The sequence below is a fragment of the Rhodococcus sp. USK10 genome (genome assembly GCF_019378875.1).
In the GTDB taxonomy this organism is placed as follows: domain Bacteria; phylum Actinomycetota; class Actinomycetes; order Mycobacteriales; family Mycobacteriaceae; genus Rhodococcus_F; species Rhodococcus_F pseudokoreensis.
The window spans coordinates 3,301,824-3,326,584 of record NZ_CP076048.1 but is presented as its reverse complement, the minus strand read 5'-3'; the positions used below and the strand labels follow the sequence as shown (position 1 = coordinate 3,326,584).

The 24,761-nt window shown below is 66.6% G+C and carries 22 protein-coding genes; 16 read left to right on the top strand and 6 right to left on the bottom strand.

What is annotated here, in order from left to right:
- The first annotated feature begins 91 nt into the window (after window positions 1-91).
- The 4 genes from I1A62_RS22325 (at window position 92) to I1A62_RS22310 (ending at window position 4,877) form a co-directional block, all read left to right on the top strand.
- Entirely contained in the window at window positions 92-1,321 is a 1,230-nt protein-coding gene (locus I1A62_RS22325; RefSeq protein WP_219459850.1) for an ABC transporter substrate-binding protein, read from the top strand.
- 69 nt (window positions 1,322-1,390) lie between these two features.
- Window positions 1,391-2,701: a Rieske 2Fe-2S domain-containing protein gene (locus I1A62_RS22320; protein ID WP_219459848.1), complete on the top strand. Its 1,311-nt coding sequence runs from the start codon at window positions 1,391-1,393 to the stop codon at window positions 2,699-2,701.
- Window positions 2,702-2,801: 100 nt separating this feature from the next.
- Window positions 2,802-3,524 carry a VOC family protein gene (locus tag I1A62_RS22315; protein WP_219459847.1) on the top strand — a complete coding sequence of 241 codons (723 nt, stop codon included), beginning with the start codon at window positions 2,802-2,804 and terminating at the stop codon, window positions 3,522-3,524.
- A 36-nt stretch (window positions 3,525-3,560) separates the two neighbouring features.
- Window positions 3,561-4,877 (top strand): Rieske 2Fe-2S domain-containing protein, encoded by a 1,317-nt coding sequence (locus tag I1A62_RS22310; protein ID WP_219459845.1) that lies wholly within the window; start codon window positions 3,561-3,563, stop codon window positions 4,875-4,877.
- Between the two features lie 88 nt (window positions 4,878-4,965).
- On the opposite strand, the gene I1A62_RS22305 is transcribed toward I1A62_RS22310, so the two are convergent.
- From I1A62_RS22305 to I1A62_RS22285, 5 genes are all read right to left on the bottom strand, one after another.
- Window positions 4,966-6,162, bottom strand: a complete 1,197-nt coding sequence (locus tag I1A62_RS22305) for a lipid-transfer protein (RefSeq protein ID WP_219459843.1) — start codon at window positions 6,160-6,162, stop codon at window positions 4,966-4,968.
- Entirely contained in the window at window positions 6,159-6,602 is a 444-nt protein-coding gene (locus I1A62_RS22300; RefSeq protein ID WP_219459841.1) for a Zn-ribbon domain-containing OB-fold protein, read from the bottom strand. Before I1A62_RS22300 ends, I1A62_RS22305 begins: the two co-directional genes overlap by 4 nt.
- Before the next feature lie 6 nt (window positions 6,603-6,608).
- A complete protein-coding gene (locus tag I1A62_RS22295; protein ID WP_219459840.1) occupies window positions 6,609-7,097 on the bottom strand; it encodes a nuclear transport factor 2 family protein in 489 nt (162 codons plus the stop codon).
- Window positions 7,098-7,139: 42 nt separating this feature from the next.
- Complete coding sequence (locus I1A62_RS22290) at window positions 7,140-9,092, bottom strand: NAD(P)/FAD-dependent oxidoreductase (RefSeq protein ID WP_219459838.1); 1,953 nt, start codon at window positions 9,090-9,092, stop codon at window positions 7,140-7,142.
- A 65-nt stretch (window positions 9,093-9,157) separates the two neighbouring features.
- The gene (locus tag I1A62_RS22285) at window positions 9,158-10,669 is read right to left on the bottom strand and encodes an MFS transporter (protein WP_219459836.1); all 1,512 of its coding nucleotides are present in this window, start codon (window positions 10,667-10,669) and stop codon (window positions 9,158-9,160) included.
- Window positions 10,670-10,986: 317 nt separating this feature from the next.
- Between I1A62_RS22285 and I1A62_RS22280 the strand changes: the two genes are divergently transcribed.
- From I1A62_RS22280 to I1A62_RS22250, 7 genes are all read left to right on the top strand, one after another.
- Window positions 10,987-12,483, top strand: a complete 1,497-nt coding sequence (locus tag I1A62_RS22280) for a carotenoid oxygenase family protein (protein ID WP_219459803.1) — start codon at window positions 10,987-10,989, stop codon at window positions 12,481-12,483.
- Window positions 12,484-12,488: 5 nt separating this feature from the next.
- Window positions 12,489-13,538: an LLM class flavin-dependent oxidoreductase gene (locus I1A62_RS22275; protein WP_219459834.1), complete on the top strand. Its 1,050-nt coding sequence runs from the start codon at window positions 12,489-12,491 to the stop codon at window positions 13,536-13,538.
- The gene (locus I1A62_RS22270) at window positions 13,538-14,290 is read left to right on the top strand and encodes an enoyl-CoA hydratase (RefSeq protein WP_160097143.1); all 753 of its coding nucleotides are present in this window, start codon (window positions 13,538-13,540) and stop codon (window positions 14,288-14,290) included. Before I1A62_RS22275 ends, I1A62_RS22270 begins: the two co-directional genes overlap by 1 nt.
- A gap of 27 nt (window positions 14,291-14,317) precedes the next feature.
- Window positions 14,318-14,767 (top strand): nuclear transport factor 2 family protein, encoded by a 450-nt coding sequence (locus I1A62_RS22265; protein ID WP_219459833.1) that lies wholly within the window; start codon window positions 14,318-14,320, stop codon window positions 14,765-14,767.
- Window positions 14,767-15,591, top strand: a complete 825-nt coding sequence (locus I1A62_RS22260) for an alpha/beta fold hydrolase (protein ID WP_219459831.1) — start codon at window positions 14,767-14,769, stop codon at window positions 15,589-15,591. The genes I1A62_RS22265 and I1A62_RS22260 overlap by 1 nt, the downstream gene beginning before the upstream one ends.
- 192 nt (window positions 15,592-15,783) lie before the next feature.
- Window positions 15,784-17,091 (top strand): Rieske 2Fe-2S domain-containing protein, encoded by a 1,308-nt coding sequence (locus I1A62_RS22255; RefSeq protein ID WP_219459830.1) that lies wholly within the window; start codon window positions 15,784-15,786, stop codon window positions 17,089-17,091.
- Between the two features lie 22 nt (window positions 17,092-17,113).
- Window positions 17,114-18,124: a hypothetical protein gene (locus tag I1A62_RS22250; RefSeq protein WP_219459828.1), complete on the top strand. Its 1,011-nt coding sequence runs from the start codon at window positions 17,114-17,116 to the stop codon at window positions 18,122-18,124.
- Between the two features lie 64 nt (window positions 18,125-18,188).
- Here the strand turns inward: I1A62_RS22250 and I1A62_RS22245 are convergent, their stop codons facing one another.
- Window positions 18,189-18,629, bottom strand: coding sequence for a nuclear transport factor 2 family protein (locus I1A62_RS22245; protein WP_219459826.1), 441 nt, complete (start codon window positions 18,627-18,629; stop codon window positions 18,189-18,191).
- Between the two features lie 187 nt (window positions 18,630-18,816).
- Between I1A62_RS22245 and I1A62_RS22240 the strand changes: the two genes are divergently transcribed.
- From I1A62_RS22240 to I1A62_RS22220, 5 genes are all read left to right on the top strand, one after another.
- A complete protein-coding gene (locus I1A62_RS22240) occupies window positions 18,817-19,881 on the top strand; it encodes a phosphotransferase (RefSeq protein WP_219459825.1) in 1,065 nt (354 codons plus the stop codon).
- Between the two features lie 57 nt (window positions 19,882-19,938).
- Window positions 19,939-21,738, top strand: coding sequence for a long-chain fatty acid--CoA ligase (locus I1A62_RS22235; protein ID WP_219459823.1), 1,800 nt, complete (start codon window positions 19,939-19,941; stop codon window positions 21,736-21,738).
- A gap of 56 nt (window positions 21,739-21,794) precedes the next feature.
- On the top strand, window positions 21,795-22,490 hold the full coding sequence (locus I1A62_RS22230) for a nitroreductase (protein ID WP_219459821.1): 696 nt from the start codon (window positions 21,795-21,797) through the stop codon (window positions 22,488-22,490).
- A complete protein-coding gene (locus I1A62_RS22225; RefSeq protein WP_219459820.1) occupies window positions 22,487-23,503 on the top strand; it encodes a PDR/VanB family oxidoreductase in 1,017 nt (338 codons plus the stop codon). The genes I1A62_RS22230 and I1A62_RS22225 overlap by 4 nt, the downstream gene beginning before the upstream one ends.
- An 85-nt stretch (window positions 23,504-23,588) precedes the next feature.
- Complete coding sequence (locus I1A62_RS22220) at window positions 23,589-24,755, top strand: thiolase family protein (RefSeq protein ID WP_219459818.1); 1,167 nt, start codon at window positions 23,589-23,591, stop codon at window positions 24,753-24,755.
- The last annotated feature ends 6 nt before the right edge of the window (window positions 24,756-24,761 follow it).

Genomic DNA, 24,761 nt, shown 5'->3' with positions numbered 1-24,761 from the left:
TCCAGCTCCTTCCCGTCGATCCGGTTCCCGATATGTCAGCAAGCGTGAATGTGCTGGGCCGCAGTTTCATTGGAATCCTGGAAGGAACGTCATGAATTTGTGGAGGAAGCTGGCCCCGATCGCCGGGGCCGCGCTGATCGCCCTGGTCGCCGGATGTGGCCAAGCCGAGGAACCGGCGAGCACGGTGACCGGGGACCCGATTCGTATCGGATTCGTGTGCAGCTGTTCCGGGGCACAGTCCCATGCCCTCGGCCGGACGGCGGACGTCGCCGAGGCATGGGCCAAATCGGTGAATGCCTCCGGCGGGATCAACGGCCACCCGGTCGAGGTCATTCTCAAGGACGACGGACTCGACGCCGCCCGCTCGCTCCAGGCCGTGAAGGAGTTGGTCGAGAACGACAAGGTCATGGCCATCTCCGGTGAAGCGAGTCTGGTCAGCTCCTCGTGGGTGAACTACCTCGCGGACAAGAAGGTCCCCGTCGTGGGTGGGCTCACCTTCTCCACACCGTACGAGACCAGCCCCGACTTCTTCTCGACCGGTGCGTCGTTGACGCTGCAGGAATACGGTGCCTATTCCCTCGCCAAGGCGCAGGGAGCCGAAAAACTCGGCTTCCTGTACTGCTCCGATTCACCGGCCTGCAAGGACTCCGCGGGCGTCGCCGAAAAGATCGTCGACGGCCTGGGTATGGCGATCGTCTCGGCGCCCGTCTCGTCGACCGCCCCCAACTACACGGCGCAGTGCCTGCAGATGCGCGACGAGGGAGTGGACGCCCTCATGATCCTCAACTCGGGACCCGTACAGACACGCGTGCTGTCGAGTTGTGCCCAGCAGGGGTACACACCGACCACCGTCTCCTCCGCCGGCGGCTCCTCGGATGCGTGGACGCAGGACCCGAATTTCGATGGTCGACTCATGGCATCGGCCATCGCGCCGTGGCAGGACGAGTCCGTCCCGGGGGTCCGGACCTTCCTCGACGCCATCGACACCTTCGCCCCCGACCTTCGCGGTTCGGAACTGTTCCAGCAGCCCGCCGCGCTCGTCTGGGCGGGACTCGAGTTGTTCAAGGCCGCAGCCGAAGGCGGCGGGGTGGGACCGCAGTCGACGCCGGCCGATGTGCGCAACGGCCTCTACGGTCTCGTCGACGAGACCCTCGACGGGTGGACTGCACCACTCAACTTCCACGAGGGGGAGACGTCGTCGGTGCCGTGCTACTTCGTGATGGGGATCGAGGACGGGGCATTCGTCTCCCCGGAGGGTGTGGACCCGATCTGTGTGGACGAAGGCGTGTACACGGGTCTGAAGGCTCTCCGCGCTCGCTGAGTGGGCGGTGAAGGCAAGGCCGGGACCCATGTCCGGGCGACATCGACAAACGTGTGTGGGAGTGAACTCATGCTGAACAAGGAAGACAACGATTTGTTGACTCGCGTCGAGGGTGACGCGCCGATGGGTGTCTTGATGCGTCAGTACTGGACGCCGGTGCTGATGTCGGAGGACGTCATCTCGGACGGTGCTCCGCGGCGGATCAAGATTCTCGGCGGCAAGTACGTGGCGTTCCGGGACACGGAGGGCAAGGTCGGGGTGCTGAACGAGGCGTGCCCGCACCGGGGTGCGTCGTTGGCGTTGGCGCGCAACGAGAATTGCGCCTTGCAGTGCCTGTATCACGGGTGGCGGGTGGATCGGACCGGCAAGGTGGTGGAGACGCCGTCGGAGCCGGCGGACAGCACGTTCAAGGACAAGATCCGGCACATCGGGTACCCGGTGCGTGAGGCCGGCGGTCTGATCTGGGCGTATTTCGGTGACCCGAAGGCCGAGCCGGAGTTCCCGGCGTTCGAGTGGACCGCTCGCAAGCCCGAGCAGATCTACACGATTCGGGTGGCGCAGCGGTGCAACTGGGCTCAGGCGATCGAGGGTGCCATCGATGCGGCGCATGCGAATTTTCTGCACAACGACTTGATGCGCCGATTAGCCGGCGGTGGCGACTACACCGGTGGGGGTGGCCTGCAAAATCTGACGCTCGTGGACGGTGCCCCCAAACTGGAGATCCAGAATCTGCCCTACGGCTTCCAATACGCAGCCGTCCGCAATGCGGTGTCGGAGGGCAGGCCGATGCAATACGTGCGGACCACCCAGTTCGTCGCTCCGAACTGGGCCCTTTTCTCCGCGCCCGAGGGGTGGGCTTTCAATCAGGTGTTCGTGCCGGTCGACGACGAGAACACCATCTTCTACTTCATCCACGCCCGACTCGACGACGAGAACATCTCGCCCGACTACCGCGCCAAGATTCTGGAATGGTCCGGCGTCGGCGAACTCGACGAAAACTTCCACATGGATTTCCACTCGGGGAACATGTGGCGGCAGGACCGGGACCTGATGGACCGCAAGAAGCACGGCGACAAATTCAGCTTCAGCGGCATGACCGGAAATCAGACCGAGGATCTCGGGGTGCAGGAGAGCATGGGCCCGATCGAGGATCGCACGCGTGAGCACCTGGGTACGTCCGATCTGGCCGTCATTCGGATGCGTCGCCTGATGCTCGATGCCGCACGCCGCAACAAGCGCGGTGAAACGCCCATCGCTCTGGGTGGCGGTTTCCTGTACGGCGAGATCCGCCCGGGAGAAGACCTGATCGAACCCGGCGTGCGCTGGCAGGAGACCGTCGGTTCGCGTGGCGAGGCGCCTGCGGCAACGCGAACCGTGTAGAGAACGGCGAAGAATCTGGCACCGCGGAGTGGAGCCCGGGACACGGCCCCGGCCTGGACTTCATTGCGCGACTACAACGATCAAGATCGGTAGGTTTCATATGACTCACATTCGTCTCAGGCATGTCGCGGTGGTGACCGCCGATCTGGCGGGCACGGTCGACACGGTGCAGCAAGCTCTGCGGTTGCCGAAGCCCTTCAACGACGATCTGGCGAACCAGTTCTCGACGCACAATGCCGTTTTCAGCCTGGGCAACTCGTTCCTCGAGATCTGCTCGCCCTACGAGGACGGTCCCGTTCGGAGATACGCCGAGGAACGCGGCGGCGATGCCGGATACATGGCGGTGTTCCAGGTTCCGGACAACGACCGTGCCCGAGCCAGATTGGACGAGCTGGGGGTGCGGATCATCGCGGAGCTCAAGTTGTTCGACCAGGGCGCGAACATGCTGCACCCGAAGGATGTGCCGGGAGCGATGGTGTCGGTCGACTGGGCGACGCCGTACGAATCGTGGAGGTGGGGAGGTCCGGCCTGGTCCGGAAGGGTTCCCGAGCATCCCGAAGGTGGGATCGTCTCCATGGAGGTGCGGATGCTGGATGCACACCGCGCCGCCGAGAAATGGGCATTGGCCCTGGACGCCAGGGTGGAAACGGTCTCGGACGACGAGGCGCACGTCCACCTGCTCGAGACCGGCCAGGTCGTGCGCTTCACCACGACGAAGGACAAGCTGCACGAGGGAATCTGCGCCGTCGAAGTGAAGCTCCCGAGCGACATCGTCGTGAAGGAGCAGTTCGACGTCGCCGGCGTCCACTTCACCTGTGTCTGATACCCACCTCCCACGGACTCGATTTGGAGACTGCTCATGCTGAACAAGGAAGACAACGATTTGTTGACTCGCGTCGAGGGTGACGCGCCGATGGGTGTCTTGATGCGCCGCTATTGGGCGCCGGTGCTGATGTCGGAGGACGTCGTCTCGGACGGTGCTCCGCGGCGGATCAAGATTCTCGGCGGCAAGTATGTGGCGTTCCGGGACAGTGAGGGCAAGGTCGGGGTGCTGGATGAGGCGTGTCCGCACCGGGGTGCGTCGTTGGCGTTGGCGCGCAACGAGAATTGTGCTCTGCAGTGTCTGTATCACGGGTGGCGGGTGGATCGGAATGGCAAGGTGGTGGAGACGCCGTCGGAGCCGGCGGACAGTACGTTCAAGGACAAGATCCGGCACATCGGGTACCCGGTGCGTGAGGCCGGCGGTCTGATCTGGGCGTATTTCGGTGACCCGAAGGCCGAGCCGGAGTTCCCGGCGTTCGAGTGGACCGCTCGCAAGCCCGAGCAGATCTACACGATTCGGGTGGCGCAGCGGTGCAACTGGGCTCAGGCGATCGAGGGTGCCATCGATGCGGCGCATGCGAATTTCCTGCACAACGATCTGATGCGCAAGTTGGCAGGCGGCGGTGAGTACACCGGCGGCGGTGGACTGTTCGACAAGGTCCTCGTCGGAGGCGCTCCGCGGCTCGAGATCGACAACCTGCCCTACGGGTTTCAGTACGCTGGTATCCGGGACGCGACACTGAAGGACGGAACGCCCAAGCAGTACGTGCGGACGACGAAATTCGTTGCGCCGTACTGGGCAATGTTCTCAGCACCGGAGGGATGGATCTTTTCGCAGGCCTTCGTGCCGGTCGACGACGAGAACACGGTCTTCTACTTCATCCATGCCCGGGAGGGCGACGAGATCATCGACGAGCCCTACCGGGCCAAGATTCTGGAATGGTCCGGTGTGGGTGAACTCGACGACGATTTCCACATGGACTTCCACTCGGGGAACATGTGGCGGCAGGACCGGGACTCGATGGACCGGAAGAAGCACGGCGACAAATTCAGCTTCAGCGGGATGACCGGAAATCAGACTGAGGATCTCGGGGTGCAGGAGAGCATGGGCCCGATCTACGACCGCACCCGCGAACACCTGGGTACGTCCGACCTCGCCGTCATTCGGATGCGTCGCCTGATGCTCGATGCCGCACATCGGAACCAGCGCGGCGAGACGCCGCTGGGCCTGGCAGGGGACTACCGCTACGACGAAATCCGTTCGGCGGAGGAACTGATCGATCCGGGTGTGCGCTGGCAGGACGTCGTCGGGGTCCCGTCGTCGGTCAAGGCCGCACAGCCGACCGACGCATGACCCGCTCGTGAGCTGAACGCACAACGCCTCGACCCCGTTGCACCGATAGAGAATCGGTACAACGGGGTCGAGGCGTGTGGACCGAAGGTCAGGCGGTGACGATCACTGCTGAACCGTGACCGAAGAGACCCTGGTTGATCGACATGCCGACATTGGCGTTCGGGACCTGACGCTCTCCCGCGTCGCCGCGCAACTGGATCGTCAGTTCCACGACCTGGGCGATGGCCTGTGCCGGTACGGCTTCGCCGAAGCTCGCGAGTCCGCCGCTCGGGTTCACAGGCACCCGTCCGCCCAGTGAGGTGACGCCGTCGTGCAGAATCTTCTCGGCCTCGCCCTCGGCGCACAGCCCGATGTGCTCGTACCAGTCGAGTTCGAGAGCAGTCGAAAGATCGTAGACTTCAGCAAGATTCAGGTCGTCCGGCCCGAGACCGGCCTCGGCGTACGCCGAGCTGGCGAGCGACGTCTTGAAACCCTCGTCCGGCGCGGGCACCGCGAGTGTCGAGTCGGTGGCGAAGTTGGGCATCTCGATGACGTTGTTCGGGTAGGTCGGCGAGTTCGTGGACAGCGCCGATATGCGAACGGCGCGGCCACCGCGTTCGAGCTGCTTACGGCGCGCGTAGTCCTCGCTCGTGATGACCAGTGCCGCGGCGCCGTCACTCGTGGCGCACACGTCCAGCAGATGCAGCGGCTCGGCGACGTACGCGCTCGCCAGCACCTCGTCCTCGGTGACCACCTTGGTGAACCGTGCGTTCGGGTTGAGTGCGCCCGCGCGGCTGTTCTTCGCCTTCACCATCGCGAAATCGCGTTCGCTCGCGCCGTACGCCGCGATGCGGCGCTGCGCGTAGAGACCGAAGTAGGTGGGGTTGGTGGCGCCGAGAAGCCGGAACCGCAGCCAGTCGGGATCGGTCTGATCGCCGCCGCCGAAGGGGCCGAAGAACCCCTTGGGGGCGACGTCGGCGCCGATCACCAGGGTGACGTCGCACAGACCGGCGAGGATGTGGGCCCGGGCGGCCCCGATCGCCTGAGCCCCCGACGCGCACGCGGCGAACGAGCTGCTCAGACGGGTTCCGTTCCAGCCGAGCTCCTGTGCGAATGCCGCGCCGCTGACCAGGCCGGGATAGCCGCCGCGCCACGTGTTCGCGCCGGCGACCATCTGCACGTCGGTCCAGTCGATGCCGGCATCCTCGAGGGCTGCACGAGCAGCTACCCGGCCGTACTCGACGAACGACTTCCCGAACTTGCCCCACGGGTGCATACCCACCCCGAGAACGGCTACTCCACTCATGATGCGACCTCCACGGTCTCGGAATTGTCGAGGGTCCAGCGCCACACCAACTGGACGCCGTCTTCGTCCTCCAGCAGCTTCTCGGTGCGCAGCGACACCGTGTCGCCGACGTTCGCGGGCGGGCTGTCGGGGCTGAGCTGCCCCAGTACGACCAGGCCGTCCTCCTCGAGCTCGACAGCGAGCACGGTGTAGGGCTCGAACGGATCGCCGGAGACGTAGGGGGCCGGAGGCTTGTAGTGGTTGCGTGTCCACGACCAGATCCGGCCGCGGGTGCTCAGAGGGTGGGTTTCGAGCACATCGCCGCCGCACCGCGGGTTGCGGCAGCGGTCGATGGTCGGGGGGAAGAAGACAGAATGGCAGCGCGTGCACGCCTTGCCCAGGAGCCGGGTCTCGCTCGCGTCGAACCAGTCGGGCACGGCGGAACGGGAAGGTGTCGTCATGATTCCCTAGTTCCTTTCGGGGTCGTGGGTGGTGGCAACGAGGTTCGTGGCCTTCGGCCGGTCGGACGCCGAATCTTCGGGTGGCAGCAGCGGGACGAAACCGGCGCGCGCAGTGAGCAGAGTGTCGCCGTACTCGTCCATCCGCTGGATCAGCCCGTCGCGGAACGTGTAGATCCAGCAGTAGTCGTTGGTGTAGGTCTCGCCGTCGATTCGCGTGGCGCGCATGAGCTGCCGGACGACTGCGGTCTCGCCGTCGACCACGACCGCGACGACATCGCGCTCGATCGTGTCGACCTGAAGTACCCGGCTCGTGTTCGCCCCGGTGAGGGCGGCGGCCACCCGATCGCGGCCGCGGAAGGGCCGGGGGCGGATGCCGGCGGGTGGATGCCATTCGACGTCCTCGGCCAGCAGCGCCGCGATTGCGTCGGCGTCGTTGCGAGCGCGGGCCTCATTGAATTGCAGGACCAGAACCCGGGTGCGTTCGGTGTCGGTCATGTCGAGATGCCTTTCGTCTTCGTAGGTATGAGGGGCTGCGGCTCATTGATCGCGCGTGCGTTCGATGAACTCGTCCGCGACCAGACGGCGAGTGCGATGCCAGTAATCGGCGTTCGTCCACGGGGTGTTGGTGACGATGCGGCCCTTGCTGTTGCGGTAGTAGGTCGTCATTCCGGAGTGGGTCCAGATCGAACCGTCCAGCGCAGCGTCGATCTCGCCGTTGTAGGCGTCGAAGACCTCCTGCCGGCATTCGATGCTCGACAGGTTCCGCTTCGCCATCCGCTCGAGCGCCTGCAGCACGAAGCGGACCTGCATTTCGACGCTCAGGACGTGGCTGCCACCGTGGCCCGCATTCGTGTTGGGGCCGTACAGGATGAATATGTTGGGGAAGTTGGGCACGGTCATGCCCAGGTAGGCCCGCGCGTCGTCGGCGCCCCAGCTCTCCCGCAACGTCGTTCCGTCGCGGCCGTGAATCTCCATGGGGGCGAGCATGTTGAGCGTTTGGAACCCGGTGGCCAGCACGATCACGTCAACCTCGTGCTCGGCGCCGGACGAGGTGACCACGCGCTGACCGTCGATGCGGGACACACCCTCGTCGACGAGGGCGACGTCGTCACGGAGAAGGGCGTCGAACCACCCGTGGTCGAGCAGCGGACGCTTGCCGTAGGGCGGGTAGTCGGGGACGCACTTCTCGATCAGCTCGGGGCGGTCAGCAAGCTTCTGCTCGATGTACCGGGTCAGGAACTTGCGGTGGCGCTCGTTCTCGGAGTTGATCGACCGGTCCTGATGCGGCCATTCCGGATCGATGCGCAGCATCGGGTGCAGCCGGTCACCGAACTTCCACGCCTGCTGTAGCCGGTACCAGGCGAGGTAGCCGGGGAACTCGGCCATGAGGAACTGCTTGGCCGGCTCCACGCCGCGAGTGGTGTTGGGATTGGGCATGATCCACTGCGCCGAGCGCTGAAAGACGGTCACCTCACGGGCGGTGCCCGCGATGGCGGGCACCAATTGCATCGCGGAGGCGCCGGTTCCGATCACGGCGACGCGCTTGTTCTCCAGGTCGATCCCGGGATCCCACGCGCCGGTGTGGACGACCGGTCCGGTGAAGGAGTCCAGACCGTCGAGGTTCGGGTAGGCGGGACGGTTGAGCAGACCCACCGCCGTGATGACGACCGGGTACTCCGCGGTGTGCGTGGAGTTGTCGGCCCGGCGGAGCGTGACCCGCCAGTGCTGCCGGTCCTCGATCCACTCGGCGGCTTCTAGTTCGGTGCCGAACTGGACCTGTTTGCGGATGCCGTACGACGTCGCGATGTCGAGGAGGTAGCCCTCGACCTCCGACTGCTTGGCGAAGTACCGGGGCCAATCCGCTCGCTGGGCGAACGAGTACGAGTAGAGGTGTACGGGAGTGTCGACGCCGCAGCCCGGGTAGACGTTCTCGTGCCAGGTGCCGCCGGCGTCCGGGTTCTTGTCGATGATCGTGTACGGCACACCGGCCTCGTCGAGACGGATGGCCGCGCACAGTCCCGAGAAGCCGGTGCCGACTACCAGGACGTGGGGTGCCCGTTCACCGGACGCGGTGTCGATGACCGGCGTTGCGCGGGAGAGCGCACCGAGTTCCTCGGCGAGCATGCCACCCTGTGCGCTCGGCACTTCTTCGTCCAGGCACCGGCTGAGGACGTGCAGTACCTGCTCGGGTGTCAGGGTGGGAGCGTCCGGCAGTTCGCCGCGGCGATGCGCCAGTACGACGTCGAACGCAAGCGTGCGAAGCTCGGCTCGAACGTCGTCGGGCATACCGCCGTCGTCGTGGTCGCCCGGCCCGCGCATGGCGGTGGGCCGGAATTTGCCTTCGAGAAGTGACAGATTGCCAGTGAGCTGCACGACCGCCGCCAGCAGTGTCGGCAGATTGGCATCGTCGAGCGCGGCGGCGAGGGACTGCTGGAACTCGGCCTCTGCGGGGTCCGAGACGGACATCGGCGCGGGAGTTGTTTGGGTCACAGGATTCCTGACTTCTGGCGACGGGAAGGGGCTCCGCGACTCGGCGGATTTTGAAACTCTAAATATCAGAATAGGTTACGCGCGCGTCGCGCCGCAATGGGAACCGCTGAATTGCTCGAGGCGGGTGAGGACGTTTCATTGCCTGCGAGCGCATTCCGGCAAGGATCGATCGTTGTGACCTCGGTGTGTGCCGGGAACCGTCGGGGCAGGAGAACGCCCAGGGCCGTGGTCACGAGGGCGCACATCCCGGCCACCACCCACACGACGTCGAACGCTCGTGCCGTGGGGACGGGGACGGATCCGGAGTCGATGCTGAGCGAGACGAGGATCATCGCGAGGGTGGCACTCGCCAGCGACGCGCCGATGGAACGGAGGAGGGTGTTGATGCCGTTGGCGGCCGAAGATTCGGATTCCGGTGCGGCCGCCATCACCAGCCCCGGAAGTGTGGCGAACGAGACGGCGGTGCCCCCGGCGATCACGAATGCAATGGCCGTGACCGTAACGACGGTGCCGGGCACCACGAGCCGGACGGCGCACGCGACGGTGGTGACGACACTCCCGATCAGCAGCACGGCCCGACCGTTCCAGCGGTCGATGAGCATGCCGGCGAACGGCGAGACCATCACCTGAGCGAACGCGGTCGTCGCGACCGCGAGGCCTGCGGAGGTGGCGGTGAGACCGAAGCCGTGACCGGTCCAGGACGGTAGTTGTAGTTGCTGCGTCGTGGCGAGCGTGTTGATGAACATCGCGAACGTGATGAGCATGCCGGCCAGATTGGTCAGCAGAACCGGGCGATGGACGGCGGTCCGCAGGTTCACCAGGGGATTGGGCGCCCGCCACTGCAGCGGCGCCCATACCGCGAAGACGACGACGGCTGCGGCAACACAGCCGAGGGTGCGCGGACCAGCCCAGCCCCAAGACCCGCCCTTGGACAGCGTCAGCAGCAAGGCAGCGAGTCCCAGCGACAGCAGCAGCGCGCCGACGAAGTCGAACCGTCCGGGTGACCGTGATCCGATGTCGGGGACGATGAGGAGCGCGCCGACGGTCAGCAGCGCACTGCAGGTTCCCGCGACCCAGAACACGGTGAGTGGTCCCGCCATGTCTTGCAGGAACCCCGCGAGCGGGATTCCGAGCGTGGTCCCGATGCCGAGCGTCGCGCTCAGGCCGCCGATCGCGGTGCCGATTCTCGCAGGGGGCAGCGTGTCCCTGAGGATGCTGATCGCGACGGGCACGAGCGCCGTCGCGAAGCCCTGGAGCGACCGTCCGGCGATGAGTGCCGGAAACGTGCCGAGGAGAGCCATGAACGAGCCTGCGGTCATCACCGACATGGCGATGACGAGCATCCGGCGCCGGCCCACCATGTCGGCGAGCCGGGTGACCACCGGGGTGGCGACCGCGGCGACGAGCAGGGTCGAGGTGACGAGCCAGGAGGCGTCGTCCGTGCTCACCCCGTAGGTCTCCGGCACCGACGGAAGCATCGGGATCGCAATCGTGTGCTGGAGCGAGACGATCGTGCCGCACAGCGCCATCAACGTGACGATCAGCCAGGTGGGAGGCGTTCGGCGGGGGAATATCACTACAGTGCCTCCGGTCTGTGATCCGTGCTCGAGACGAACCGGAGGCAACCGAGATGCTCCGGGCAGGCGTGAAGTGACGGTCGTGTTTTCGTCTGCCTACCGACCCGACCCACGATATTATGATATTTGAAGTATCATAAGTATCACGCAGCCTGCAAACGTCTCGCCGCCCGGAGTCCGGCGCGAGTGCGTCCATGCAGGTCAAGTGCTCGAATCGAGCAATGTGAACGAACGTTTCCATTCGTGTCCGGGCGGTGCTAATGTGCGACATGCTGCCGGATTTTCACCCAGCCGTCGCTATCGGAGGTACGAAGAAAATGGGATATCCGTTACCCAAGGGCAATTCGTTGCGGGGGCCGTTTCAGCCGATGCGTTTCGAGGCGACGGTCGAGGAGTGCATCGTCACGCACGGGGAGGTCCCCAAGGAGCTCGCGGGTGGTTTCTATCGAGCGGGCCCGACGTGGCGGCGTCCGACCAAGCAGGGGAACAATCCGCTGATCAGTATGGACGGCATGGTGCAGGGTCTCGTCTTCGACAATGGTCGGGCGGATTTCCGTAACCGGTGGGTCCGGACCCCGAAGTTCCTCGCCGAGGAGAAGGCGGGACGGGCCCTGTTCGAGTGGACCGACGGCGGGTTCGGGGACTGGCGCGATCACGCCTACGGCGACGTCAAGCGCGACCAGTACACCACCGGTGTTCCGCAGGGAACCAACAACATCAACGTCTTCCCGTTCGCCGGCCAGATCCTCGCGTCCGGTGAGCAGGGCGGACCGCCGATCGCCCTGCACCCGATCACGCTGGAGACGACGGGCGTCGTCCCCTGGTCGACGAAGCTGTCGCCGGGTCTGCACGAGAAGTGCACCTTCGGTGATGCGTCGTTCACCGCGCATCCCAAGTGGGACCACGACACCGGCACCCTGTACGGGTGGAACTGGCGGGACGAGGCGCCCTACGTGACGATTCACATCGTCCATCCCGACGGGGCGGTGGAGTCGCGGGATCTGCACGATGCGCCGTACAACACTGTTGCGCATGATATCTGGTTGACCCCGGAGTGGATCGTGATGCCGTTCCAGCCGTTCACCGCCGACAAGAAGCAGATCACCGAGCAGAATCTCGGCGTCTGGGGCTGGGACCGGGAACTGCCGATCGTCATCGGGCTGATCCCGCGCCACGACCTCCAGGGTGAGGTCCGGTGGATCAGCACGGACATTCCCGCCGAGTACGTCATGCACACGATGGCGGCCAACGTGGACGGCAACCTGCTCACGCTGGACGCGCCGATCTTCAACCGCCCACCCTTCCCGTTCGTGGAGGACTTCGCGGAGGGCGAGGACGTGGCGCTGTTCTTCTCGGTCTCGCGCAGCTTCCTCGGACGTTGGACGATCGACCTCGAGACCGGCTCCGCGAAGACCGAGCAGCTCTCCGACCGCCCGTCCGAGTTGCCGAAGGTCGACGAGCGGTTCTACGGCAAGCCCTACACCTTCGGGTTCCAGGTCGGTGGCGTGATCAAGCGCAACGGCATGTCGATGAACAGCCTGGTCGTGACGAACATGAAGACGCTGTCCGAGCAGGTGTACCAGATCCGGTCGACGGAGGCGGCGGCGGTGCTGGAGGCGACGTTCGCGCCGCGCACCCCGACGTCTCCGGAGGGCGACGGCTACATCATCGTGCCGGTGTCGTGGTGGGCCGAGGGCCGGGGCGAGTATCTGATCTTCGACACGTACGACATCACCACGGGTCCGGTCGCGCGGATCGAGATCCCGTTCCTGATGGGCTGGACCCCGCACGGACACTGGATGGACTTCCGCTGACCGGCATGAAGGTCGGGGTGTATTTCGATCTGCGGGTGCCGCACGGATCGGGACTCGACCCGGCCCGCGTCTACGCGCACACCCTCGAGATGTGCGAGTTCGCCGAGGCCTCGGGCCTCGACTCCATCTGGGTCAGCGAACACCACGGGTTCGACGACGGCTACCTTCCGCAGGCGCTCACGTTCGCCGCGGCGGTCGCCGCGCGCACTCGCACCGTCCGGGTGGGAACCGCGCTCGTCGTCGCACCGTTGCACGCCACCGTCGAACTGGCAGAGCAGGCGGCGGTCGTCGATCTGATCTCCGACGGCCGTCTCGACCTGGGGCTCGGCGCGGGCTATCAGCAGGCCGAGTTCGATCTCTACGGCGCCGACCGCGACGCGCGCTTCGCCACTATGACGGGTCAGGTATCCGAACTGCGGGAGATGTGGTCCGGGCAGCGGGTGACACCGGCGCCGGTCCAGTCGCCGATTCCGATCTGGCTGGGCAGCGGCGGCGAGTACGGCGCGCGTCGCGCCGGGCGACTCGGCGCCAACTTGCTGTTCGTGAATCCCGACCTGATGCCCGCGTACCGGCAGGGACGCGCCGACGCGGGGCTCGACCCCGGCACCGGGCGCATGGGTGGTCCGTTCTTCGCGCTTCCGAGCGAGGATCCGGACCGCGAATGGTCCGAGATGTCCGGGTACATCGCGTATCAGCAGAACTCGTATCGACGTCACATGGCCCGCGGAGTCGATGGGCCGCCGCCGCGGGAATACGACCCTGCGGCCGGACGGAACAGGCCGCTGTCCGGACCGGGCGCATTCTGGTTCGGGACACCGGAAGACCTCACCGCCCGGTTCGCCGCCTGGATCGGCGACTGTCCGGTCGACACCGTCTTCCTGTGGGCCTCCGTCGGAGGCATGCCGGAGAAGACGGTCGAGCGCACCGTCGACCTGATCGGTCGTCGGATGGCGCCGCTCCTTCGTGGAATCGGTCAGGGCGGCAACAACTGTGAAAGAAGTAAGACACCGCTGCCGGTCGAACCGGCAGACGAATCCGGGAGTGTGATCGTGTAATGGGCTCGACGATCGAGCTGACGAACCGGGGACCGGTTCGCCACATCCAACTCAATGCGCCTGAGCGCCTCAACGCCCTCGACCGGGACATGCTCGACGAGCTTGCCGCCGCGATCGCCACCGTCGCCGCGGACCGGGAGGCGAGTGCGCTGGTCGTGTCCGGCGCGGGCCGGGCGTTCTGCGCGGGCGCCGACGTCGGCAGCCTGTTCGGCGACACCACCCGGCCGCCCGCGGAGATCCGCGACGAACTCAAGACGGTGTACGCGAGTTTCCTCGGGATCCACGACCTGAAGATCCCGACGATCGCGGCGGTGCAGGGCGCCGCAGTCGGCGCGGGCGTCAACATCGCGCTGGCCTGCGATGTCGTGGTCGCCGGTCCACGAGCACGCTTCGTGGTGTCGTTCGCCGACATCGGCCTGCACCCCGGCGGTGGCTGCAGCTGGTTCCTGACCCGCAGGATGGGCGCCGACCGTGCGATGGCGACAATCCTCGGCGCCAAGACGATCGGAGCGGACGAGGCGTACCGCGAGGGCTTGGCGACCGAACTCGCGGACGACCCGGTGGCAACGGCACTCGAACTCGCGGAGCGGTATTCGACGCGGGATCGCGGGATGCTCGCGGACATGAAGCGTGCGGTTCAGCTCGCCCAGGACGGCGACCTGGCGTCGGTACTCGAATTCGAGTCGTGGGCGCAGGCGTCGTCGGTCACGCAGCCGGCGTTCCAGAAGTACGTGGCCGAGTTCGGCCGATGATTCGTGGAAATCGCGAAAGGAACCGACATGCCTGACAGCACTCACGTCACACTCACACCGGCCGAGGTGGTCAGCGCGTTCTACGGCGCGCTCATCGACCAGGATCCCGAGCGGCTGGGGGAGCTGGCCGACGCCGGCTTCGACGACGCGATCTTCGTGGAGATGCCGTCGTCGCTTCCCTACGGGGGCCGGGTCGAGGGCGCACGGCGACTTCGCGCAATGTTCCAGGCCATGGCCCGCGGTGTGGTGGACGTCGGCCCCCGCGGACTGACCCTCGATGCGCTCGTCGACGGCGGCAACCGCGTTGCCGCGCGGCTGTCGTTCGACTGGTACCCGCCGGGTGGCGGTGCGCCGATCGCGTCCGGCGCCGTCGAGGAATGGACATTCGAGAACGGCAAGGCGACCGCGATCCGCGCGTACTACCGGGATACGGCCGAGCTTCTCGCCGCCTCGGCCACTGCGGCGGAGGGCGCCTGATGGAACTGATCGGGGTCGGCAGCGGTGTCCGCCTCGCCGTGCACGAGCTCGGCGAGGGACCGCCGGTCGTGCTGGTGGCGGGTTTCGGTCTCGACCACTCGGTGTGGGATCGCCAGGTGCGGGTGCTGGCCGACGCGGGTTTCCGGGCGATCTGTGTGGATCAGCGGGGGCACGGCCGCTCGGACAAGCCCCGCCACGGGTACGACGTCCCGCAGCTGGCCCGTGACCTGCTCGACGTGATCGAGACCCTCGATCTCGACGGAGTGACACTGGTCGGGCACTCGTTCGCCGGGCAGGTGGGGTTCAAGGCCGCGGCCCTGGACTCCGGCCGGATCGCCGGGCTCGTGCTGGTGGGATCGAATGCGGTCCGTGCCAGCCGAAGCGCGGACTTCCCGTTCGGTGCGCCCGCGAGCGAGGTGCTGCCGCGTCTCCTCGACGCAGAGAACGCCGATCGGCTGGGGTCTCGGCGGACCAACCTGGCGGGTGCGTTCGCGCAGCCGCCGACGGAGTCGACGATCGAGTGGCTCATGCGGGTGTCGTTACAGATGCCGTCGTGGGCGGCGATCGAGTGCTACCGCTCGATGCTCGAATCCGATCAGATCGACGCGCTCGCGCACGTTCGCCTGCCGGTCCTACAGGTGGTGGGACGTGCCGACCCCGTGCACTCCGCGCGGGGTGCTGCCTGGGTCTCGGAGCAGCTGACGCGGTCGCGACTGGTCACGATCGACGGGTGCGGCCACTATCCGATGCTGGAAGCGCCCGACGCGCTCGAGCGGGAGTTGCTCGCATTCGCGCAGGTGGTGGGGTGCGAGCGGCCCGCGTAGGAGCGATCGGACACGTCGTGTCGTCCGTTTCCTTGCCACGTCTATTATGAGACGGTAATATTCAAAATAAGCGCGTGGGATGGATCACCAGCGTCACCGGCCGAGTCGCACATCGAGTAGGTACGGATCCTCCACCCTCGACGAACTTGGAACCGCAGTCCGGTCGTCAGACCCCGAACTTGGAGAGAACTCATGCTGAACAAGCAAGACAACGACCTGCTCACCCGCGTCGAGGGTGACGCGCCGATGGGTGTCTTGATGCGTCAGTACTGGACGCCGGTGCTGATGTCGGAGGACGTCGTCTCGGACGGTGCTCCGCGGCGGATCAAGATTCTCGGCGGCAAGTACGTGGCGTTCCGGGACGCGGAGGGCAAGGTCGGGGTGCTGAACGAGGCGTGCCCGCACCGGGGTGCGTCGTTGGCGTTGGCGCGCAACGAGAATTGCGCTCTGCAGTGCCTGTATCACGGGTGGCGGGTGGATCGGACCGGAAAGGTGGTGGAGACGCCGTCGGAGCCGGCGGACAGCACGTTCAAGGACAAGATCCGGCACATCGGGTACCCGGTGCGTGAGGCGGGCGGTTTGATCTGGGCGTACTTCGGTGACCCGAAGGCCGAGCCGGAGTTTCCGGCGTTCGAGTGGACCGCTCGTAGGCCCGAGCAGATCTACACGATTCGGGTGGCGCAGCGATGCAACTGGGCTCAGGCCCTCGAGGGGGCCATCGACTCGGCCCACTCCAACTTCCTGCACAACGACCTCAACCGGCGCCTGGCCGAGGGCGGCGACTACACCGGCGGCGGCGGCCTGCTCAACTTCCAGCTGACCGACGGGGCGCCCCGTCTCGAGGTCGAGAACCTGCCCTACGGGTTCCACTACGCAGGCATCCGCGATGCACTCGTCGACGGCGAGCACAAGAAGTACGTGCGCACGACGCAGTTCGTCGCCCCGTCCTGGGCGCTGTTCTCGGCACCGGAGAATTGGGTGTTCTCGCAGGTGTTCGTGCCGGTCGACGACGAGAACACCATCTTCTACTTCATCCACGCCCGTCTCGACGACGAGAACATCGAGCCCGACTACCGCGCCAAGATTCTGGAATGGTCCGGCGTCGGCGAACTCGACGAAAACTTTCACATGGACTTCCACACGGGGAACATGTGGCGGCAGGACCGGGACCTGATGGACCGCAAGAAGCACGGCGACAAATTCAGCTTCAGCGGCATGACCGGCAACCAGGTCGAGGACCTCGGCATCCAGGAGAGCATGGGTCCCATCGAGGACCGCAGCCGCGAGCACCTGGGCACGTCGGACCTGGCCATCATCCGCATGCGCCGCCTGATACTCGACGCCGCGCGCAAGTACGCGAAGGGTGAGACCCCGATCGGCCTGGGCCGGAACTTCTCGTACGAGGAGATCCGCGCCGCGGAGAAGATGATCGAGCCGGGATCCTCGTGGAAGGGTCAGGTGGGTTCGCGCGGAGTCGCCGAGAACACCGCGGTCAACTGAATCCGGTCGAGAGGAACAGAACATGGATGCACAGTCCGCATTCTTCAACGTCGTCGCGGCCGACGAGGCGATGCACGATCCCGGCCCGGAGTCGAACTGGAACGAGTCGGCCTTCTTCCACGTCGTCGAAGAGGACGGTTCGGCCGGGGCGCTGTTCCGCATCGGCCGCCGGGTCAACGAGGGTTTCGCCGAGGTAACGGCGCTCCAGTTGCGCAGCACGGGTGACGCGCTGGTCGGTTTCCGGAAAGCGAAGATCACCGACAACCTCCGATGGCAGGCCGGGGACCTCGACTTCGCCTCGGAAGGGACCGGCGGGGGCTGGTCGATCTCGTTCGACGGCGAACTGAGCCACCTCGCCGACGGCACGGAATTCGCGGATCCGGGTACGGCATTCCGTAACTCGCCGAAGGAGAAGGTCGCGTTCGACCTGTCGTGGGCCGACCTGGCCCCGCCGTACCGCACGTCGACGGACGGCACGTATCACGGCGGCGACTCGGTCGCCAAGGACCACTATGCCGGCGTCGGACAGGTGACCGGGATCGTCCGAATCGACGGTCAGGAGAAACGAATTCGCGGATTCGGTTTCCGCGATCACTCGTGGGGCGTGCGCAACTGGCAGTCGATCGACTGCTGGCGGTGGGTGTACGGCCAGCTCGATGCCGGCAACCTGTTCTCCGTCGTCGCGATGCAGGTCGGCACACCCGAACCCGCGGTCGCGGGCATCGTCCTGAAGGACGGTACGCCGCACGTGGTCACGGAGATGAGCGTGAAATGCCGGTACGACGGCGCCCCGGACTACTGGCTGGCCGGCGCGGACGTCACGATCCCGCTGCCGGACGGCGACGTGTTCGAGGCGACCTACCAGCCGACGTGCCGTCTCCCGCTCCGGCACACGAAGGGTGACGAGGTGCTGCGCATCGTCGAGCATCTCGCGAACGTGCAGATCAACGGCAAGTCCGGTGCCGGCTGGATCGAGGTCACGGACCGGATGGAGGACGGCCGCCCGTTCGGGCTCGTCCACGGCGACGCCTGACCCGGGACTTCCGCCCGTTTCGCCGATCACCGGACCGCCCGTGCGTCACGCACGGGCGGTTCCGTCATCTCTGCAGGTCAGGAAGCTCGTGGTGGGCGAGTCGCACGGCGCTCAGGTGCGCGAACTTCCAATCGCCGTCGATTTTGACGTACCGCTCGTCGTATCGCGCGAGCGTGAGCCGGGCGGGGCCGTCGTGGAAGTCGACGACGCCCACGAAATGCCACGTTGCGCGCGCAGTGTTCCCGGTCACCGTGATGTCGAGATTCGTCGTGTTGTGCTGCGAGAAGCGTATGGACTGCCCGAAACGCTCGAATGCCCGGCGAATCTCGTCGTGACCCCGGTATGCGCCGAGTCCGTCGGCCTCCCAGATGCCGTCGGCGGCGAAGAGCCGGACGATCGCGTCCGGATCGTGGTGATCGTCGCAGACGTTGCAGTACTCGGCTTTCAGGCGACGGATTCGCTCGATGTCCTCGAGCCTGATCAGGCGTTCTTCGATGCTCGGCACGGTGTCTCCCGGCGGTGTGGAACGGGTGGTCCCGGCGAATTCCGGGCGGTATGTGGATCGACTCACCGTGCGGTGCAGGATGTGAGTCAGGTAACGCGGGTGGCTTGACGGCGCTGCGTGCGGTTCCTATATTGAACCTAGCAGTCTCAATTATATTCGCGCCGACAGTCGAGGAGACTCCGGTTTCATGCTTGATACTTCCGATTTCCAGCCGAGCGCGCCGGACGAGATCACGGCCGCGTGGCTCACCGGGGCCCTCCGCCTGCAGAACCCGACGCTGACGGTCGAGCACCTCGAGGTCACCAAGATCATCTGGGGCACAGCCACGAAGGTGCTCCTCGAGGCCACCTACTCCGGACAGCCGGACGTCCCGCTGTCCCGCAACCTGTGCGTCAAGGGCGGCCTGGATCGTCGGCTCGACGACGTCTCCGACGACGCGATCCACACGATGGAGGCCCGGTTCTACGGGGAACTGCGCCACCTCTTCGAGTCGTCGGCGCCCGAGTGCTACTACGCCGGCGTCGACCGGAACGGCGACAGGGGACTGATCGTCCTCGAAGACATCGCCGCGGCGGGATCGACGTTCGTCGAGCCGGGCGACGTCCTGACCGTCGATCAGGTCGCGAGCGGACTGCGTCACCAGGCGAAGTGGCACGCCGCCACCTGGGGGAAGACCGCAGCCGACCTTCCGGGCGTCGGCGTCGGCAGCATCAACCGCAAGGCCGCGAAGCTCTTCTACCGGGAGAAGTACTGGAATTCGCACTTCGCGCAGGAGGGTGCGCCCCAGTACCCCGCGAAGCTTCAGAACCCGGAGCTGCTGTACCGGGCGTTCAAGTCCGTGTGGGAGTCGGACGACGTCGCCGTGCACTCCCTGCAGCACGGCGACGCACACCTCGGCAATACGTTCCTGCGTCCGGGCGGCGACCTCGGCTTCATCGACTGGCAGTGCTACTGCTTCGGACCGTGGTCCTACGACGTCGCCTACTTCCTCTCCGGTGCGTTGTCGGTCGAGGACCGCAGGAGCAGCGAACAGGACCTCCTCCGGGACTACCTGGACCAGCTCGCGGCGGCAGGCGGACCGCGGATCCCGTTCGACGAGGCGTGGGCCGACTACGTCCGGCACCTCGTCCACGGACTGATGTGGACGATGACACCCAAGGTGATGCAACCCTTCGAGCGCAGCCGGATCATGAGCGACCGCTACGTGACCGCCGTGATGGACCACGGCGCCGTCGCAGGCGTGTACGCGTGACGGTCCGCCGCGCTCGTACTCGAGTAGAGCTTTCGGAAATGAACAGGAGAGACCGAAGTGCACGCTGACAGTGGTCGAGAAGGTTCCGTCCTCGCCCCGGACTCCGCTCCGGCGAGTCTGTGCGCCCGTTTCCAGGACAGCGCCGCGCGCTACCGGGACCGGATTGCGTTCACGTCGTTCGACGGGTCGTTCGCAGACATCACCTGGGGTGAATACGCCCGCAAGGTCGAGGAAACCGCGGGTGCGCTCGCGGCCATGGGAGTGGGCCCGGGTGACTGCGTCGCACTCCTGTTCTCCACCCGCCCCGAGTTCCACTGGTTCGACCTCGCGGCCCTGCACCTGGGTGCCCGCACGGTCTCGGTCTACAACACCGCGCCGCCGCAGTTCATCGAGTACCTACTCACCAACTCCGGCGCCCGGGTCCTGGTCACCGAGCGCGCGTACGGCGCGCAGGCGGAGCAGGCCGCAGGCCTTATCGAGCACGTCACGGTCATCGACGAGGCCGCGGGTGGCCGGCACGCGTGGGCCGACCACGTCGCCGCGACACCCGCCGACTTCGACTTCGAGGCGCGCTGGCGGCAGGTGTCCTCGTCCGACCTCGCGACGATGATCTACACGTCCGGGACGACCGGTGTGTCGAAGGGCGTCCAGCTCACACACGGCAACATCCTGTGGGCGGTCGGCACCTACATGGAGCGGATGGGTCTGCCGTTCGGCTCCGCGCAGATGTCGTACCTGCCGATGGCCCACATCGCCGCGCGGAACATGGACCACTACGGGCAGATTCTGCGCGGCTTCCAGATGACGCTGCTCACCGACCACTCCGAGGTCCTCGACGGCATGCTGAAAGTTCGCCCGGGCCTGTTCTTCTCCCCACCGCGCATGTGGGAGAAGCTGAGGTCGCGCATCCAGGCCGAGATTGCCGCGCAGAGCGACCCGGCCCACCGTGCGGAGCTCACCGCCGCCCTCGAGCGGGGTCTCGAACGCGTCCGGCGGGACGAGAAGGCGGACGAGGCGGAGATCGCCGTCATGCGCGACATCCGAGCACTGGTCGGCCTCGACCGGATCGCGGCCGCGATCATCGGCGGCGCCCCCGTGGCGCGGGAACTGATGGAGTTCTTCCACGCCGTGGGGGTTCCGCTGGGTGAGTCGTACGGCATGTCGGAGAACGGCGGCGTGTGCACCACCAACCCGCCGGACGGCGTGCGCTTCGGAACGATCGGCGTCCCCCTCGACGGGCAGGAGGTCCGCCTCGCCGACGACGGCGAGATCCTCGTCAAGGGGCCCGGTGTCATGGTCGGCTACCGCGACATGCCGGAGGCCACCGCCGAGGCGATCGACGGCGACGGCTGGCTGCACACCGGTGACATCGCGACGCGGGACGCCGACGGCTACCTGACGATCGTCGACCGCAAGAAGGAACTCATCATCAACGCCGCAGGCAAGAACATGTCCCCGGTGCTGATCGAGGGTGAACTCCGCAAGCACGGCCGGTTGCTGTCGACCGCCGTCGCGATCGGCGAGGGTAGGCCCTACATCGTGGCGTTGCTGACCCTGGACCCGGACGCTCTCGCCACACACTGCGCCGACAACGGCATCGAACCCGCTCCGCTGGAGGAGTTGGCCACCGACGCGCGGATCCTCGCCGTCGTCGAGGAGGACGTCGAGACCGCGAACCAGGGGCTCTCACGCGTCGAGCAGATCAAGAGGTTTCACATCGTCACCGACACGTGGACACCGGGCGGAAACGAGGTCACCTCGACCCTCAAGATCCGCCGCAAGGGTGTCGCCGACCGCTACCAGGAAGAGATCCGGGCACTGTACGACCGTCGTGCCCTCGCCGGCTCCGCCGGCTGAACCGCCGAACACGACACCGACTCTCCCGAGAGTCCGACCGAATGTGGGAACCCTTCATGGACCTGATCAACTCGACGCCTGCCGATGTCCTCTCCACCCTGCTCGAGGAGCGCCGTAGCTGCCGCAGCTACCGGCCGGAACCCGTCGACCGCGACGTCATCCGGTCGATCGTCGCGGACGCGAGCCACGCCCCGTCCTGGTGCAACACGCAACCGTGGAACGTGATCGTCACCGAGGGTGAGGAGACCGAACGATTTCGCAAGGGCCTCAGCGAGCACGTCGGTGAGAAGTTCGAGGACGAACCCGATTTCACGTTTCCGGCGGGCTACGAGGGCCAGTACCTGGCCCGCCGCCGCGAGTGCGGGTTCCAGCTCTACGAGAGCGTCGGCATCGCCAAGGGCGACCGCGTCGCGTCCCGCCGGCAGATGTTCGAGAACTTCTCGCTGTTCGGGGCTCCGCACGTCGCGATCGTGACCACCGAGCGCAACCTCGGCGTCTACGGCGCGGTGGACTGCGGACTGTTCGTGCAGAGCTTCCTCCTCGCCGCACAGGCCCGCGGCATCGGGGCCGTTCCCCAGGCCGCCATGGCCAGCCAGGCCCCGTTCATCCGGGACTTCTTCGGCATCCCGGAGGAGCGGATGATTCTGCTCGGCATCTCGTTCGGGTACGCCGACACCTCGGATCCGGTCAACGACTTCCGCACCCGACGGCAGACCGCCGACGAGATCATTTCCTGGGCAGGTGAGCAATGACCATCGACGAGGCACAGACTCGATTCGAGAGCACCGCGGGCGAAAGCGGGGACGACGTGAACGACGAAGCGCTGCGGTTGCAGGTCGTGGAGGCGGTCGACGTGTCCGACTGCGTCCGCGGATTCCGGCTCGCCGCCGAGGACGGCACCGCACTGCCGGCCTGGGAGCCGGGTTCCCACCTGGACCTGGTCCTGCCGTCGGGCCTGATCCGGCAGTACTCGCTGTGCGGCGATCCCGCCGACGGCTCCGCGTACGAGATCGCGGTGCTGCGGGAACCCGAATCCCGCGGCGGCTCGATCGAACTGCACTCGTCCGTCCAGGTCGGCGACGTGCTCGTGGCACGCGATCGGCGGAACCACTTCGAGTTGCGTCCCGCGCCGTCGTACCTGTTCGTCGCCGGGGGAGTGGGCATCACGCCGATCCTCCCGATGATTCGCGCCGCGGCCGACCAGGGCGCGACGTGGCGGCTCGTGTACGGCGGACGCAGCCGTTCGTCGATGGCGTTCGTGGAGCGGGCCACGGGATTCGGTGCGGAGTCGGTCGACATCGTCGCGCACGACGAGCGCGGACTTCCGGACCTGGCAGCCGAGGTTGCGGCGACGAATCCCGACGCCCTGATCTACGCGTGCGGGCCGGAGGGCCTGCTCCGGGCACTCGAGGACGTGTGCACGGAGGCCGGGCGCAACTCGTCGCTGCACTTCGAACGATTCGGGGCGTCGAGCGAACCGGCCGAGGCGGGAGACAACACCTCCTTCGAGGTCGTGCTCGAGCGAACCGGTACGACCGTGCAGGTCACGGAGGACATCACGATCCTCGAAGCGGTCCGAGAGGTAGTTCCTGACGCGCCCGCGTCGTGCGAGGAGGGATTCTGCGGAACATGTGAAACGCGTGTTCTCGGTGGGGTTCCCGAGCACCGCGACTCCGTGCTGTCGGACGAGGAACGCGAGGCGAACGAGACGATGATGATCTGCGTCGGGCGTTCGTGCACCTCCCGGCTGATCCTGGACCTCTAGATCCCGCACTTCCCGGCGCCGATCGGAGAACGATCGTTCTGCCCGTCGCGCCGGGATCAGGCATCACCGACACGAAGGAGCCCTCATGGTCGAGGCCATCGTCACCTCCGCCGTCCGCACTGCAATCGGGACGGCGTTCAAGGGCAGCCTGGCGCGCACGCAGCCCGATGTACTGACCGTTCCGGTCATCACGGCGGCGCTGAAGGAATCGGGCGTCGCACCCGATCTGGTCGACGACGTCATCCTCGCCGAATCACTCCACGGCGGAGGTGATATCGCACGCTTCTCCGCGATCGACGCCGGCCTGACGCACGTGCCGGGCCTGGCGGTGAACCGGCACTGCGCCGGCGGGCTCAGCAGCGTACTCCTCGCCGCGGCCGGGGTGCGCGGTGGCGGCGAACGCTCGATCATCGCCGGCGGCGTCCAATCCTCCTCCACCGCACCCATTCTGCGGCTCCGTGAGGACCCGGACACCGCGTGGCTGTTCCAGTCGCACCGGCCGGCCACCGACGCGCCCGCCGACGACATGTCCGTCACCGTGGGCTGGAACGCAGCGCGCCTCAGTGGAATTTCGCGGGAGGACCAGGACGCGTGGGCGTTGCGCTCGCATCGACGCGCGCTGGCGGCGATCGAGAAGGGCGTGTTCGCCGACGAGATCGTGCCGCTGTCGGTGCCCGCAGCGGACGGCACGGTACGAATTTTCGATACCGATGAGCACCCGCGCGCCACGACCGACGCCGCGAAACTCGCGTCGCTGCGGGTGCTGCACCCCGAGATCCCCAGTTTCAGCGTCACCGCAGGCAATGCCAGCGGGATCAACGACGCCGCTGCCGCGCTCATGATCACGTCTTCGGATGTCGTCGACGCCGACGGCCTGCCCGCCCTCGCGACGATCCGGGGCGGAGCCTCGGTCGGTGTCGACCCCGTGCGCACCGGACTCGCCGTGGTCGACGCGGTCCGGAAGACGTTGTCCCGCACAGGTATGTCGGTCACCGACATCGACCTGTGGGAGATCAACGAGGCGTTCGCCTCGGTTCCGATCGCGGCCTGCCGCGCGCTGAATCTCGACGAGGACCGCGTCAACCCGTTCGGCAGCGGGTGCTCCCTCGGGCACCCCGTGGCGGCGACCGGCGCGCGCATGCTGACGACCCTCGTCCACGAACTCGGGCGCCGCGGTGGTGGCACCGGCGTGGCCGCGATGTGCGCCGGCGGCGGGATGGCCTCGGCGGTGATCGTCGAAGTCGGCCCCTGAGTACCC